Genomic DNA, 13,833 nt, shown 5'->3' with positions numbered 1-13,833 from the left:
GGTCTCGCCCTCCGGGCGGTCCGCGCTGGCGTTCGTCAACCTCGGTGGGCCTGCTGCCCACGCCCCGCGCCGGCGGCACGGGTCACACATCGGCGGCTCCGGCCCTCCGCCGCCGCCCCGCCCGGCCCCGCCCGGGCCGCCCCCTCCCGCGGGAAGGTGAAGATTGAGGCAAGAGGTGGTAGACCACTCTCAGCGACAGAGAGGTCGGCCGTGGGCGCACACGAGGAGTACGGCGTTGCCCGGCAGCGGTTCGACGTGGCCGACGCCGCGCCCCTTCTGCTCGATCCGCAGGGCGTGGTGACGGGCTGGACCAGGGATGCCGGGCGGTTGCTGGCGTACCCGGCTTCCGAGGCGGTCGGCAGGAAGCTGGCGGATCTGCTGGTCAGCGAGGACGCGCAGCGCGTACCAGAGCTGGTCGAGCGGTGCCGCAGGGAGGACGGCTGGACGGGGCTGCTGACGGCCCGGCGCAAGGACGGGCAGCCGGTCAGGGTCGTGGCCCGGATCGCCTCGGCCGAGGAGGCGCACGGCGGCTCGCGCTGGCTGGTGCTGCTGTCGGAGCTGGCCGACGCCCCCGGCTGGAGCATGAACCGCACGGTGCTGCAGCGGATGGTGGCCGACGCCCCGGTCGGTATCGCGATCGTGGACACGGACCTGCGCTTCGTGTGGTCCAACGCCGCCCTGGAGCAGTTCGGCGGCGGACCGGCAGCGCGCCGCCTGGGCCTGCGCTTCGCGGACGTCCAGCCCGGCCTGGACGCCCAGGCGGTCGAGGCGCAGATGCGGAACGTGCTGGAGACCGGCGAGCCGGTCGTCGGGTACGAGCACGTGGGCCACGTGCGGTCGGCGCCGCTGCGCGAGACGGCGCACATGCTGTCGTTCACCCGGCTCGAGGACGACCGGGGCAACCCGATGGGCGTGTACTACACGGTCGTCGACGTGACCGAGCGGCACCGCGCCCGGCAGCGGCTGGCGCTGCTGGACCGGGCCGGTGAGAGCATCGGCCGCAGCCTGGACCTCATGCGCACCGCGCAGGAGCTGGCCGAGGTGGCCGTGCCGGAACTGGCCGACCTCGCCACCGTGGACCTGCTGGAGCCGGTGCTGCGGGGCGCCGAACCGGCCCCCGGCCCGCTCGCGGACACGGAGGAGGCGGTGGCGCTGCGCCGCGCCGGACACCGGTACGCGGAGGACGGCCTCGCGGAGTCCGTCATCGCCATCGGCGAGGTGGTGGCCTTCCGGGCCGGAACGCCCCCGGTCCGCTGCCTCACCACGGGACGGTCCTGGCGTGAGGAGCGGCTCGACCCGCTGGCCCGGGACTGGACCACGGACGCCCCGAGCGGCCGGCAGGCCAGGTTCCGGGAGCTGGGCCTGCACAGCGTGATGACCGTGCCGATCCGGTCACGCGGCACCACGCTCGGCGTGACGACCTTCTTCCGGAGCCGCCACCGGGAGCCGTTCGACGAGGGGGACCTGCGCCTGGCCGAGGACCTCGTCGCCCGCGCGGCCGTCTGCGTGGACAACGCCCGCCGCTACACCCGCGAGCGCGACGCCGCGCTCGTCCTGCAGCGCAGTCTGCTCCCCCACCGGCTGCCCGAGCAGGACGCCGTCGAGGTGGCCGCCTGCTACCGGCCGGCCGACGAACTGACCGGCCTCGGCGGCGACTGGTACGACCTCATTCCGTTGTCCGGGGCGCGCGTCGCGCTGGTCGTGGGCGAGGTGCCCGGGCACGGCATCGACGCCGCCGCGGCCATGGGGCAGCTGCGGACCGCCGTACGGACCCTGGCGGCTCTGGATCTGCCACCCGAGGAGGTGCTGGCGCACCTCGACGACCTGGTGGCGCGTTCGGCCCGGGAGGAGGGCGCCGAACCGGGCACGTCGGGATCGGCGGGCACGCAGTGCGTGGGCTCCGGGTGTCTGTACCTCGTGTACGACCCGGTCGACGGCGGCTGTGCCATGGCCGCCGCGGGGCACCCCGCACCGGCCGTGGTCCTGCCCGGCGGCTCGGTCACGTTCGCCGATCTGCCGCAGGGGCCGCCGCTCGGCGTGGGCGGCCCGCCCTTCGAGGCGGTCGAGCTGTCCCTCCCGGAGGGCAGCACCCTCGCCCTGCACACCGACGGGCTGCTGGCCCGGGCCGAGACCTGGGCCGTCGACGCCGGCCGGGAGCGGCTGCGGCGGGCACTGGAGCGGACGGGCCCGCTCGAGTCGCACTGCCGGGACGTGGTCGACGCGCTGGTCCCGGCGCGCCCGTACGACGACGTGGCCCTGCTGATGGCCCGGACGAAACGTCTCGGCACCGAGCAGGTCGCGGCCTGGGAGCTGCCCTCGGACCCGGCCGTCGTCGCCGACGCCCGTCGCACCGCCACCCGGCAGCTGGCGCACTGGGGCCTTGAGGAGCTGGCCTTCACCACGGAGCTGGTGGTGAGCGAGCTGGTCACCAACGCCATCCGGTACGCCGCCGGGCCGATCCGGCTCCGGCTGATCCGGGAGCGCGCCCTGGTCTGCGAGGTCTTCGACGGCGGCGCCACCGCGCCCCATCTGCGCCATCCCCGTACGACGGACGAGGGCGGGCGAGGGCTGCTGCTGGTCTCGCAGCTCACCCAGCGGTGGGGCACGCGGTTCGTCCCCGACGGGAAGGTCATCTGGGCCGAGCAGTCCCTGACGGAGGTCCCGGAATGATGCCGGGGCAAGGCTTTCCATGCCATGGGAAACTGGGGTGGTCCCGGCAGCGGTGAGGCGGCGGCCATGACGGATACGGCGATCGACTACGCGGCGGTGTTCCAGTCCCTGCCCGGCATGGTGGCGCTGCTGACGCCCGAGCTGGTGTACGCGGACGTCAACGAGGAGTTCGCCCGCCTCTCCGGCCGCTCGCGCGAGCAGCTGGTCGGCCACTACCTGTTCGACGTCTTCCCCGAGAACCCCAACGACCCGGCCGCTACGGGCATGCGCAACCTGGAGGCCTCGCTCCACCGCGTCCTGGCCACCCGGGAGCGCGACACCATGGCCCTGCAGCGCTACGACGTGGAGGATCCCGAGCGGCCCGGGGAGTGGGAGGAGCGCTACTGGAGCCCGGTGAACGCGCCGCTGCTCGGCGCCGACGGGAAGGTGGAGCTGATCGTGCACCGCGTCGAGGAGGTCACGGAGCTGATCCGGGCGCGGGGGCGCGACGAAGGGAACCGGGGCCGGAGCAGCCGCGCGCGGATGCTGGAGGCGGAGCTGTACACCCGCGCCCGTGAACTGCAGGAGCTGAACGAGCGGCTGCGCCAGGCGCACTCCCGGGAGCGGGAGGTGGCCCTGGCCCTGCAGGAGGCGATGCTGCCCGCCCGCCGTCAGGTCAGCCACCACCATCGGGCCGCCGTCCGCTACCGGCCCGCCGTGGGCTCGCTCAACGTGTGCGGGGACTGGTACGACCTGGTCGACCTGGTGGGCGGCCACCGGATCGGCGTGGCCGTGGGCGATGTGGTCGGGCACGGGCTGGGGGCCGCCGGGGTGATGGGCCAGTTGCGCAGCGCGCTGAGCGCCGCGTCCCGGGTGGCGACGGGGCCAGCGCAGGCCCTGGACGTACTGGGGCGGTACGCGCACGTGGTCGACGGGGCCGAGTCGGCGACCGCGGTGACGACCTTCATCGACTTCGACCGGCACGTCATCACGTACAGCAGCGCCGGCCATCCGCCGCCCGTGCTGCTCCACCCCGACGGCCGCGCGGAGTTCCTCGACCAGGCCACGGACACGCCGCTCGACGCCCGTCCCGACCCGATGCCGAGACCCCAGGCCGCGACCGCCTTCTCGCCGGGCGCCACGCTGGTGCTCTACACCGACGGCCTGATCGAACGGCGCCGTGAGGACATCGACACGGGCCTGGACCGGCTCGCCGACGCGCTACGCCGGCACCGGGACCAGGACCCCGAGGTGCTGGCCGACACCGTCCTGCTGGAGCTGCTGCCGCCGGGCGGCGCGACGGACGACACCGCGCTCATCGTCGTGCGGCTGTGACCTACAGGCGCGTCTTGCCGTGGTCGAGCAGCCGGACGCGGTCCACGTTCTGCCGGTCCTCGGCGTCCGCGCTGGGCTCTCCCCCGAACCATGCGTCGAGGATCTCCTTGAGCAGCGGCTCCGAGGTCAGCCGCAGGCTGAGGGCTAGCACGTTGGCGTCGTTCCAGCGGCGGGCCCCGTCGGCCGTGTAGGCGTCCGTGCACAGGGCGGCCCGGACGCCGGGGACCTTGTTCGCGGCGATCGAGGCACCCGTGCCCGTCCAGCAGCACACCACGGCCTGGTCGGCCGCCCCGTCGGCGACCTCGCGGGCCGCCGCCTCGGAGCACACCGCCCACTGCGGGTCGTCCCCGGGGCTCAGCGCGCCGTGCGGGCGCACCTCGTGCCCCCGGTCGCGCAGCGCGGTCACGAGGGAGCGGGCGACGGGCTCGTCCATGTCCGAGGAAACAGAGATGCGCATGCTGCGCAGACTACTCGGCGCGACAGTCGCGGCCACCCGCCCGCACTGGCAGCCCGGCACGAGCCGCACGCCCGCCTCAGGGCCCGGCCCGCAAGAGCCGCCGGCCCGCCACGCACCCCCGCTGTCGCGCCACGCCACCCGTTCGGCTTGCCCGCCATCCGCGCGGCGCGGCACGCTGGTCCCGTGGCCCTCCCCAGCCGCTCGGGCACCACCGGACACACTCTGCCTGACTGACCGTCAGTCAATCAGCGAAGGAACTGTGCGATCCCGCCGCACGAGGTGCCCGGTGGCCACGCCTGCACCTACACTGGCACCCCACGACACGCCGGTTGACCTGCTGGAACGCGGCGGTTGAGTCCACCGCCAGAGTCGAGGAGCGCCCGCTTTGTTCTACTACCTGCTGAAATACGTGCTGCTGGGTCCGCTGCTGAGACTGGTCTTCCGGCCTCGGATCGAGGGTCTGGAGCACGTTCCCGCGGAGGGTGCGGCCATCGTCGCCGGCAATCACCTGTCGTTCTCGGACCACTTCCTGATGCCCGCGATCCTCAAGCGGCGCATCACCTTCCTCGCGAAGGCCGAGTACTTCACGGGCCCGGGCATCAAGGGCCGCCTGACGGCCTTCTTCTTCCGCAGCGCGGGCCAGATCCCCGTCGACCGCTCCGGCAAGGACGCGGGCCAGGCCGCGATCCGCGAGGGCCTCGGCGTGCTGAGCAAGAGCGAGCTGCTCGGCATCTACCCCGAGGGCACCCGCTCGCACGACGGCCGGCTCTACAAGGGCAAGGTCGGGGTGGCTGTGATGGCCCTCAAGGCCGGCGTCCCGGTCATCCCCTGCGCGATGATCGGCACCTTCGAGGCCCAGCCGCCCGGCAAGGTCATCCCCAACATCCACCCCGTCGTGATCCGCTTCGGCGAGCCCCTCGACTTCTCCCGCTACGAGGGCATGGAGAACGAGAAGGCCGTCCTGCGCGCCATCACCGACGAGATCATGTACTCGATCCTCTCCCTGTCCGAGCAGGAGTACGTCGACCGGTACGCGGCCGTCGTGAAGGAAGAGGAGGCCGCCGCGGCGAAGGAGCGGAAGTTCCGGCGGCTGCCGCTCCGTTGATCAGATATGCCGTCGGCAGAAGCCGTTCCCCGGCCGGCTCCGGGCGCTCTACGATCGCGGCATGAGACGTGCTGTGGTGATCGGGGCCGGCGGGCAGATCGGCCGGCCGGCGGTGGAGGCGCTGGCCCGGGACGGCTGGGAGGTGACGGCCACCTCACGCGGCGCCGGCCGGGACGGGAGCCCGCCGGGCGGGGTACGGACGGCGCGGTGGGCAAAGCGGGAGCTGGGCTACCGGCCGGTCGTGAGCTACGCCGACAGCCTGCCAGAGACGATCGGCCGGCTCACCCGCCGGCTGTACGGACGGGGCTGGCGCGAGGCGTTCCCCCGCTCGCGCGGATCTACCCGGACCTGTTCGGCTACGCGGCGAAGGACGCCTGGTTCACCGCCCAGGGGTCGTGAAGGAGGGGCGGCCGTCCGGCTTGCCGGTCAGCGGGTAGCTGTCCACCCGGGTGCTGACACAGGGGCTGGCCAGGTTCGGTGACGCTGTGCGAAGCCGCGCCCTTCTCGGTGATCAGGTGGGAGCCCTTGAACCGCTGGTGCAGTTCGACGGCGCCTCCGTACGGCGTGGCCGCGTCACCCTCGGACTGGACGATGAGCACCCCGGGCAGGCCCCTGCCGGTCTTGACGTCCACCGGCGTGCGCTGCTCCACGGACGGTTACGTCAGGGAGGCCAGGGCCTCGTCGAGCAGCCGCCGCAGCCGGAGGGCGTCCGGCGCCACGGCGGTCACCAGCGCGGCCGGTCCGGCGAGCGGCACGACCGAGGCCCCCTCCCCCGGCGTCCGGGCCGTCACCGGGTCGTCCGCGAACTCTGGCCTCACGACGACCAGCTGACCGACGGCCCGGTGTCCCGCGAGCACGGCCGGCCCGTCCCAGCCGCCCGGCGCGCCCGGCCCGCAGGCCAGTTCCTGGTCGAGCACCACCCGGCCGGCGAGCCGCACGGTCAGACGGCTCGTCAGCCGCCCGGGCTCCTCACCGACGCGCCCGAGCACCTGCTCCTCGCGCAGCACGAGCCGCGCCGTGGCGGCGAGGTCGACGCGGGTGGTGACATACAGGTCGCTGCCTCCGGCCGAAATCAACTGCTCGGGCAGCCAGTGCAGTTCGGCGTGGCCGGCGACGCCGAGCCGGACGTCGTAGCGCGCCTCGCCCTTGGCCTGCCCCGGCAGTGCGATGGTCGCGGCGGCGGATCCAACGGACAGTCGCGCTCCCTCCTCCACCCGGCCCTCCACGGTGAAGTGGTCACCGCCGAGCGGCCCGCTCATCGCGCCGACCAGCATGACCCGCGCCTCGGAACCGGTGGCCCGGGTACGCCGCAGGGCCAGGGGCCCGTCGCTCTCCAGCACGGGCAGCGAGGTCCCGCCCCGGCCGTCGGCACGGGCGACGATCCGCGCGACGGACCGCACCCCGGCGCCGGCGCTCCCGCTCACGCCGTCCACGCGGTGAGCTGCGCACGCACCCACGCGGCCACGTCGGCCACTCCGGCCTCGCCGCGCAGCGACTGGAAGACGACCGGCAGTTCGGCCCGCTGCGCCTTGGCGTCGGCGGCCATCCGCGCGAGGTCGGAGCCGACGTACGGCGCGAGGTCGGTCTTGTTGACGACGAGCAGGTCAGCGGTGGTCACGCCCGGCCCGCCCTTGCGCGGGATGTCGTCGCCCCCGGCCACGTCGATCACGAAGATCTGCGCGTCCACGAGCCCCTTGGAGAAGGTCGCGGTGAGGTTGTCCCCACCGGACTCCACCAGCACCAGGTCCAGCGGTCCGATCGCGTCCTCCAGATCCTCCACGGCTTCCAGGTTCGCGGAGATGTCGTCCCGGATCGCGGTGTGCGGACAGGCCCCGGTCTCCACGGCGGTGATCCGCTCGGGCGGCAGCACGGCCTCCCGCAACAGGAACTCGGCGTCCTCCCGGGTGTAGATGTCGTTGGTCACGACAGCGAGGGACAGCTCGTCCCGCAGGGCCCGGCACAGCGCGGCGACGGTGGCGGTCTTGCCCGAGCCGACCGGTCCGCCGAGCCCGATGCGCAGGGCACGGCGGCTGCCGTCGGGGCGGACGGAGTCGGCACTGACGGCGCCGGGGCCGTCGTGCGTGTGGCTGTGGTCGAGGTGCATGAGGGGAACTCCCAACTTCTTGTCGGACGGCTACGAGTGGCTACGAGTGGCTGCTGAGTGGTGCGGTCGACGGCCTGTGTCGACGGCCTATGAGGCGAACAGCCGCACGGCCCATCCCGCATGCGTCTCGGCTCCGACCTCCAGCAGCGGCGCCGACCCCGCCGGCAGCGCGTCGACGCCCTCGTCGACGACGCTGCGCGCCGCCTCCACCGCCCGGTCCGCCACCCGGTCCATCTCCGGCGCCAGCCGCGCCAGCACCCCCGTCGCGTCGAAGGGGTCCAGACTGAGCAGCCGCACCGTCGCCGAGGCGGGCCCGCTCACGCTCTCGTACGCGGCGCAGTAGGCCGCGTCGACCGGCCCCAGCCCCGCCGCCCGAGCCGCCAGCCCCAGCACCACCGGCTGGTGAGCCCCCTTGGGGAACTCCCGTGCCAGTGCGTCCAGTTCGGCCGACGGCCAGGTAGCCCGGGCGGCCCGCAGCAGTTGCCGCCCCAGCTTCCGCGCGGCGGCCCGCAACGCCGGCGACGGCGTGCGGGCATCCGCCGCACGGTCCAGCGCGACCGGGTCGATCCCGAGCGCCGCGGCCGCCGCTAGGCCCGCCGCTGTCAGTCCCGCCGTGTGCAACCGCCCCCGGCAGAACTCTCCCAGGCTCACCGCCCCGCTGATCCGCCCGGCCTTGACCGCGGCCTCGGCCCCACCGGAGTGCGCATGCCCACCGGCGGGAAACCGCCCGTCGGCCAGTACGAGAAGCGCCGCTCGCGACATCAGAACATCCTCAGAACAGGAAGTAGCGCTGGGCCATGGGCAGTTCGGCCGCCGGTGCCGCCTCGACGAGCTCCCCGTCGATGTGGACGGCGAAGCTGTCGGGATCGACCCGTACCTCGGGCCGCGCGTCGTTCTCCCGCATGTCGGCCTTGGTGACTCCCCGCGTCGACTCGATCGCCACGAACCGCTTCCCGAGCGCCAGCCGTTCCGGCAGACCGTCCTCGACGGCGAGCGGCGCGACGAAGTTGACGGAGTTGGAGGCGGGCGCCTGCCCGATCGCCCCGTACATCGGCCGCGGCAGGATCGGCTGGGGCGTGGGGATCGAGGCGTTGGCGTCGCCCATCTGCGCGTAGGCGATCTGCCCGCCCTTGAGGACGAGCTGCGGCTTGACGCCGAAGAACGCCGGCTCCCAGAGCACCAGGTCGGCCAGCTTGCCGCTCTCCACCGAACCGATCTCCCGGGCCAGCCCCTGGGCGAGGGCGGGGTTGATCGTGTACTTGGCGACATAGCGGCGTACCCGGCGGTTGTCGGCCCGCCCGTCCCCGGGCAGTGCCCCCCGCCGCCGCTTCATCACGTGGGCGGTCTGCCAGGTCCGCATGACGACCTCGCCCACGCGTCCCATGGCCTGGGAGTCGGAGGAGATGATCGAGATCGCGCCGAGGTCGTGCAGCACGTCCTCCGCCCCGATCGTGGACGGCCGGATCCGCGACTCGGCGAAGGCCAGGTCCTCCGGAACGGCCGGGTTGAGGTGGTGGCACACCATCAGCATGTCGAGGTGTTCCTCGGCGGTGTTGACGGTGAACGGCCGCGTCGGATTGGTCGAGCTGGGCAGCACGTGCGGCTCGGAGACCACGGTCATGATGTCCGGCGCGTGCCCGCCGCCCGCACCCTCGGTGTGGTAGGCGTGGATGCCCCGCCCGGCGATCGCGGCCAGCGTGTCGCCGACGAAGCCGGCCTCGTTGAGGGTGTCCGTGTGGATGGCGACCTGGATGCCCGTCTGCCCGGCGACCGTCAGCGAGGCGTCGATGACGGCCGGGGTCGAGCCCCAGTCCTCGTGCAGTTTCAGGCCGAGCGCGCCGCCCCGGATCTGCGACAGCATCGCCTCGTGGGAGACGGTGTTGCCCTTGCCGAGGAACCCGATGTTGAGCGGGTAGGCCTCCATGGCCTCCAGCATCCGCGCCAGGTGCCAGGGGCCGGGCGTCACGGTCGTCGCCTTGGAGCCCTCGGCCGGACCGGTGCCGCCGCCGACGAGGGTCGTGATGCCCGAGGACAGCGCCTCGTCGGCGATCTGCGGGCAGATGAAGTGGACGTGCGCGTCGATCGCGCCCGCCGTGAGGATCCGCCCGTTGCCGGCGATGATCTCGGTCTCCGGGCCGATGACCAGGTCCGTGTGGACACCGTCCATGGTGTCGGGGTTGCCCGCCTTGCCGATGCCGGTGATCCGGCCGTCGCGGATGCCGACGTCGGCCTTGACGATCCCCCAGTGGTCGATGATCACCGCCCCGGTGACGACCGTGTCCGGAGAGCCCTCGGCGCGCGTGACACGCGCCTGGCCCATGGACTCGCGGATGACCTTGCCGCCCCCGAACACGGCCTCGTCACCGGCGAGTCCGGGACCGCCGGAACGATCCTCCTCGATCTCGACCAGCAGGTCGGTGTCGGCGAGCCGGATCCGGTCACCGGTCGTCGGGCCGAACAGGTCGGCGTAGGCGGCACGCGAGATCTCAGGCATCGAGGGCACCTCCGGTCTCCCCGCGCAGACCGGGCACGACGCGGGCGCCGGCCAGCGGAACGAGTTCGACGTCGACGGGGATCCCGGGCTCGAAGCGCACGGCGGTGCCGGCGGCGACGTTCAGCCGCTTGCCACGCGCGGCCGCGCGGTCGAACTCCAGGCCGGGATTGGCCTCGGCGAAGTGGTAGTGGGAGCCGACCTGGACGGGCCGGTCGGCGGCGTTGAGGACGGTGAGCCGGGTGACCTCGCGGCCCTCGTTGTAGGCAATCGGCCCGTCGGCGAACAGGATCTCTCCGGGAATCACGGCAGCCTCCCCGTCAGACGATCGGTTCGTGGACGGTGACGAGCTTGGTGCCGTCCGGGAAGGTGGCCTCGACCTGGACATCGTGGATCATCTCCGGGACGCCCTCCATGACGTCGTCCCTGGTCAGGATCTTGCGCCCGGAGGACATGAGTTCCGCGACCGTGCGGCCGTCACGGGCGCCTTCGAGGAGGTGCGACGTGATGAGCGCGACCGCCTCGGGATGGTTGAGCTTCAGGCCCCGGGCCCGGCGCTTCTCCGCCACGTCGGCCGCCACGTGGATCAGCAGTCGCTCTTGCTCGTGCGGGGTCAGTTGCACGTCCCACCTCACAGTCCTCGCTCCGGGCCGTGCGGGGCCCGGTTGCCGCAGCCCCGGGGGAAAAGCCCTGGTGGCGTGGCGGCAGGCTAGTTGGACCGGGTTTCAGGCACGTTAACCGAGCTGTGATCTCTCAGACCGGCGCGCCCGGGTCGCGCGTGCTCATCATCGCAGTCCGTCCCGGACGACCTCCGTGGGCATCTCCCCCCGGACGCGGCCCGGGCGGAGGAAGATCCTCTCGCAGTCCTGGACGACTCCGGGCCCGACGGCCTTCAGGGCCCCGAGGAGCCTCGGGTCCACCTCGTGGGGCAGCGGCGGCGGGCTCTGCCCGGCCACGCTCCCGAAGACGCCGCCCACGACGTCGAGGACCTCGCCGACGATCGCTCCGATCAGCTCATCCTTGCCGCTGAAGCAGCGCTGGACGGCACCGGCGGAAAGGCCCACCCCCTTCAGAGCGGCCCCGCAGAAAGCGACCGTGCACCCCTCGCCGTAGCGGACTGGGGTGCACGGTCACGGGGGTGCACGGTCTTTCCTCTGCCCGGGCGGGCGGCCATGCCGGGCCGACCGGCCCCCGCTCATCCCCCAGGGCCGGGCTACGCCGGGCCTGCCCCCCGGTGCTCCGCCGCGATGCCGAAGCGCTGCTGTTCGCGAGGGGCGGACGGGACCTCCCGGACCGTGGAGACCGCGCTGACCACCTGCTCCTCGGCGGGCTGCGCCGGTTCCTGGAGCTGTTCGAGTCGCCGCAGGTCATCGGCGGAGACGAGGGCGACGAGGGGCTTGCCGTGCCGGGTGACGACGACGCGCTCGCCGGCGTACACCACGCGGTTGATCAGGTCGGCGAGTTCAGCCCTGGCTTGCGTCACCGGAATCTCGTAGGCCATGTCCCCATCATAACGTCACGTACGTCCTGTACATTTTTTACAGATGGCCGTCGCCGGAGACGGCTCTGCCCGCGAGGAGGGTTCGCCATGGACCGACCGTCCGCCCGTCACGTACTCCCCGAGTTCACCGAACGCACGGGGTCCGGCCAACGGACGATGGATCCGTACTCGAAGCTCCTGGAGGAGCGGATCGTCCTCCTCGGGACGCCGGTGGACGAGACCTCGGCGAACGACGTGATGGCCCAGTTCATGCACCTGGAGCACCACGCCCCGGACCTCGACATCTCGCTCTACATCAACTCACCGGGCGGGACCTTCCATGCGATGACGGCGCTCTACGACACGATGCGCTACGTCTCCTGCGACGTGGAGACGATCTGCCTGGGCCAGGCCGGGGCGGCCGCCTCGGTGCTGCTGGCGGCGGGCACCCCGGGCAAGCGGTCCGTACTGCCGGACGCCCGTCTGGTGATCCATCAGCCCGCCCTGCCCGAGCCGGTCCGGGGGCAGGCGAGCGATCTGGCGATCCAGGCCGACGAATTGACGCGGATCCGGACCAGGATGGAGGAGATGCTCGCGCGGCACACGGGACGCACCCGTGAGCAGGTGAGCGCGGACATCGAGCGGGACAAGGTCCTCACCGCCCAGGAGGCGGTGGACTACGGTCTGGTGGACCGGATCATCCCCCACCGGAAGGCCACCCTGGCCGCACCGACCGGAGAGTGAGACGCCGGTGCTGCCGCCGGAACTGCCGCCCCTGCCCGCCCTGACGTGCGCCGAGGCGGAGTTGATCGACCGTTACCTCGACGTCGTCGACCTGCTCGGCCGGATCAACCCCGCGCTGCACGGCGACACCTACCGCGCACTGCGCGCCGCCCAGGCCCTGGTCGGCAAGGCGACCGCGCTGCGTGACGCGCTGACCCTGATGCACGAGCGGGGCGAGACGGAGTTGCACGCCGGCACGCTGGCCCGGGCGCTGCGCGTACTGGACGGCGAACAGCGCACGGCCCGGGTCACCCTGCCGCCCGGCCCCGTCAGTTGAACCGGATCCGCCGGCCCCGGCCCGGCCGCGCGGACGGAGCGTCCGGGGCCGAGTCGAAACGGACCAAAAGACGTACCGCTGTTCGGAGTAGACGCGCGTCCAATTTTCGGGCCGTCAGAGTTGCACAGCGCGCGTGCCCGAGGGGCGGAATGGGACATTCCATCGCTGGTCCGGCGGTCCTCGGCACTGTGGACGGCGGCTCGAACACAGCCATGTCCACCCGAACGGGCGAGTGGTGAGTAACAACACAAATCCCCGGTTCCGTTGGGATTTCCGGACAGCCATGAGTCAAGATCCCTGACTGACGACAAGCCCCCGCCACAGCGGCGGGGCGATCCGGGCGGACGCCGAGTCCTGCCGCCGCCCGGATGACCGGTCGACAGGAGTGGATCGGCAGGAGTGGAGGACCCAAGCACGACGGGTCGCCGGGACGGTCACGCCATGACCGGTCCGAGCAGCCCTTGGGGTGAAGCCGCGTCAGCGGCCGGGCAACTTCGCCAGCCCGAATCCGACAGGTCATCCTTCACAGGCGGCTGACGAAGGGTTGCGCATGACTGCGCTCAATCGTGTCCCGTCGCTCATGGCCCGGGCCGGTACGGCCTCGGCCCTCACCATCGCCGCGGTGGGCGGCTCGATCGTGGCGCCCGGCTTCTCGTCGGAGGCCTCGGCAGCCACCCATGGGACGAAGGCGCTCCAGATCGCGGCCTCGAAGAAGGGCTCGCCCTACCGCTACGGGGCCACCGGTCCGCACAGGTTCGACTGCTCCGGGCTCACGCTCTACTCGTTCAAGAAGGCCGGCAAGAAGCTCCCGCGCACGGCCGCCCAGCAGTACAACAAGACGCGCCATATCTCCGCCAAGAACCGCAAGGCGGGAGACCTGGTGTTCTTCCACTCGGGCAGCAACGTGTACCACGTGGGTATCTACGCGGGTAAGAACAAGCTCTGGCACTCCCCCAAGAGCGGGGACGTGGTGCGGCTGCAGAAGATCTGGACCAAGAGCGTCTGGTACGGACGCGTGAAGTGATCCGCTCGGCGTGGGGGGGGGGGGGGGGGGCCCCCCCCCCCCCCCCCCCCCCAGGCTGTAGAAGAGATCACACCGCGCACCCCTCCAGGCCTCCCCCACAACACCCCCCCACCCCCCCCCCCAACACA

Annotated in this window: 15 protein-coding genes and 1 pseudogene; 6 read left to right on the top strand and 10 right to left on the bottom strand. The window is 72.7% G+C overall.

Features of this window, described 5'->3' with window-relative positions; translation table 11 throughout:
- The first annotated feature begins 210 nt into the window (after positions 1-210).
- Positions 211-2,670, top strand: a complete 2,460-nt coding sequence (locus tag ACZ5TL_RS20270; RefSeq protein WP_468591369.1) for a SpoIIE family protein phosphatase — start codon at positions 211-213, stop codon at positions 2,668-2,670.
- Positions 2,671-2,736: 66 nt separating this feature from the next.
- Positions 2,737-3,984 (top strand): PP2C family protein-serine/threonine phosphatase, encoded by a 1,248-nt coding sequence (locus ACZ5TL_RS20265; RefSeq protein WP_468591368.1) that lies wholly within the window; start codon positions 2,737-2,739, stop codon positions 3,982-3,984.
- Between the two features lies 1 nt (position 3,985).
- Here ACZ5TL_RS20265 and ACZ5TL_RS20260 read toward each other — a convergent pair whose 3' ends face one another.
- On the bottom strand, positions 3,986-4,441 hold the full coding sequence (locus tag ACZ5TL_RS20260; protein ID WP_468591367.1) for an RpiB/LacA/LacB family sugar-phosphate isomerase: 456 nt from the start codon (positions 4,439-4,441) through the stop codon (positions 3,986-3,988).
- Between the two features lie 385 nt (positions 4,442-4,826).
- On the opposite strand from ACZ5TL_RS20260, the gene ACZ5TL_RS20255 reads away from it, so the two are divergent.
- The gene (locus ACZ5TL_RS20255) at positions 4,827-5,546 is read left to right on the top strand and encodes a lysophospholipid acyltransferase family protein (protein WP_468591366.1); all 720 of its coding nucleotides are present in this window, start codon (positions 4,827-4,829) and stop codon (positions 5,544-5,546) included.
- Between the two features lie 379 nt (positions 5,547-5,925).
- Here ACZ5TL_RS20255 and ACZ5TL_RS20250 read toward each other — a convergent pair.
- The 9 genes and pseudogenes from ACZ5TL_RS20250 to ACZ5TL_RS20210 all read right to left on the bottom strand — a co-directional run.
- Positions 5,926-6,196: pseudogene (locus tag ACZ5TL_RS20250) on the bottom strand (alpha/beta hydrolase); the annotation flags it as partial.
- Between the two features lie 6 nt (positions 6,197-6,202).
- The gene (locus tag ACZ5TL_RS20245) at positions 6,203-6,979 is read right to left on the bottom strand and encodes an urease accessory protein UreD (protein ID WP_468591364.1); all 777 of its coding nucleotides are present in this window, start codon (positions 6,977-6,979) and stop codon (positions 6,203-6,205) included.
- Complete coding sequence (ureG, locus tag ACZ5TL_RS20240; RefSeq protein ID WP_468591362.1) at positions 6,967-7,650, bottom strand: urease accessory protein UreG; 684 nt, start codon at positions 7,648-7,650, stop codon at positions 6,967-6,969. Before ureG ends, ACZ5TL_RS20245 begins: the two co-directional genes overlap by 13 nt.
- An 87-nt stretch (positions 7,651-7,737) precedes the next feature.
- Entirely contained in the window at positions 7,738-8,412 is a 675-nt protein-coding gene (locus ACZ5TL_RS20235; protein WP_468591360.1) for an urease accessory protein UreF, read from the bottom strand.
- Between the two features lie 10 nt (positions 8,413-8,422).
- A complete protein-coding gene (locus ACZ5TL_RS20230; protein WP_468591359.1) occupies positions 8,423-10,144 on the bottom strand; it encodes an urease subunit alpha in 1,722 nt (573 codons plus the stop codon).
- A complete protein-coding gene (locus ACZ5TL_RS20225; protein ID WP_468591358.1) occupies positions 10,137-10,448 on the bottom strand; it encodes an urease subunit beta in 312 nt (103 codons plus the stop codon). Before ACZ5TL_RS20225 ends, ACZ5TL_RS20230 begins: the two co-directional genes overlap by 8 nt.
- Before the next feature lie 13 nt (positions 10,449-10,461).
- Positions 10,462-10,764, bottom strand: a complete 303-nt coding sequence (locus tag ACZ5TL_RS20220) for an urease subunit gamma (RefSeq protein WP_468591356.1) — start codon at positions 10,762-10,764, stop codon at positions 10,462-10,464.
- 162 nt (positions 10,765-10,926) lie between these two features.
- Positions 10,927-11,205, bottom strand: a complete 279-nt coding sequence (locus ACZ5TL_RS20215) for a hypothetical protein (RefSeq protein WP_468591354.1) — start codon at positions 11,203-11,205, stop codon at positions 10,927-10,929.
- 149 nt (positions 11,206-11,354) lie between these two features.
- Positions 11,355-11,642, bottom strand: coding sequence for a type II toxin-antitoxin system Phd/YefM family antitoxin (locus ACZ5TL_RS20210; protein WP_468591353.1), 288 nt, complete (start codon positions 11,640-11,642; stop codon positions 11,355-11,357).
- An 87-nt stretch (positions 11,643-11,729) separates the two neighbouring features.
- Between ACZ5TL_RS20210 and ACZ5TL_RS20205 the strand changes: the two genes are divergently transcribed.
- The 3 genes from ACZ5TL_RS20205 (at position 11,730) to ACZ5TL_RS20195 (ending at position 13,705) form a co-directional block, all read left to right on the top strand.
- Positions 11,730-12,365 (top strand): ATP-dependent Clp protease proteolytic subunit, encoded by a 636-nt coding sequence (locus ACZ5TL_RS20205; RefSeq protein WP_468591352.1) that lies wholly within the window; start codon positions 11,730-11,732, stop codon positions 12,363-12,365.
- Between the two features lie 7 nt (positions 12,366-12,372).
- Positions 12,373-12,681, top strand: a complete 309-nt coding sequence (locus tag ACZ5TL_RS20200; protein ID WP_468591351.1) for a hypothetical protein — start codon at positions 12,373-12,375, stop codon at positions 12,679-12,681.
- Between the two features lie 550 nt (positions 12,682-13,231).
- A complete protein-coding gene (locus ACZ5TL_RS20195) occupies positions 13,232-13,705 on the top strand; it encodes a C40 family peptidase (RefSeq protein WP_468591350.1) in 474 nt (157 codons plus the stop codon).
- Positions 13,706-13,833: the final 128 nt, after the last annotated feature.

Source organism: Streptomyces sp. NPDC033136 (assembly GCF_055578235.1).
Note: the sequence above shows the minus strand (reverse complement) of the source record. Positions and strands in the feature narration are given on the sequence as shown.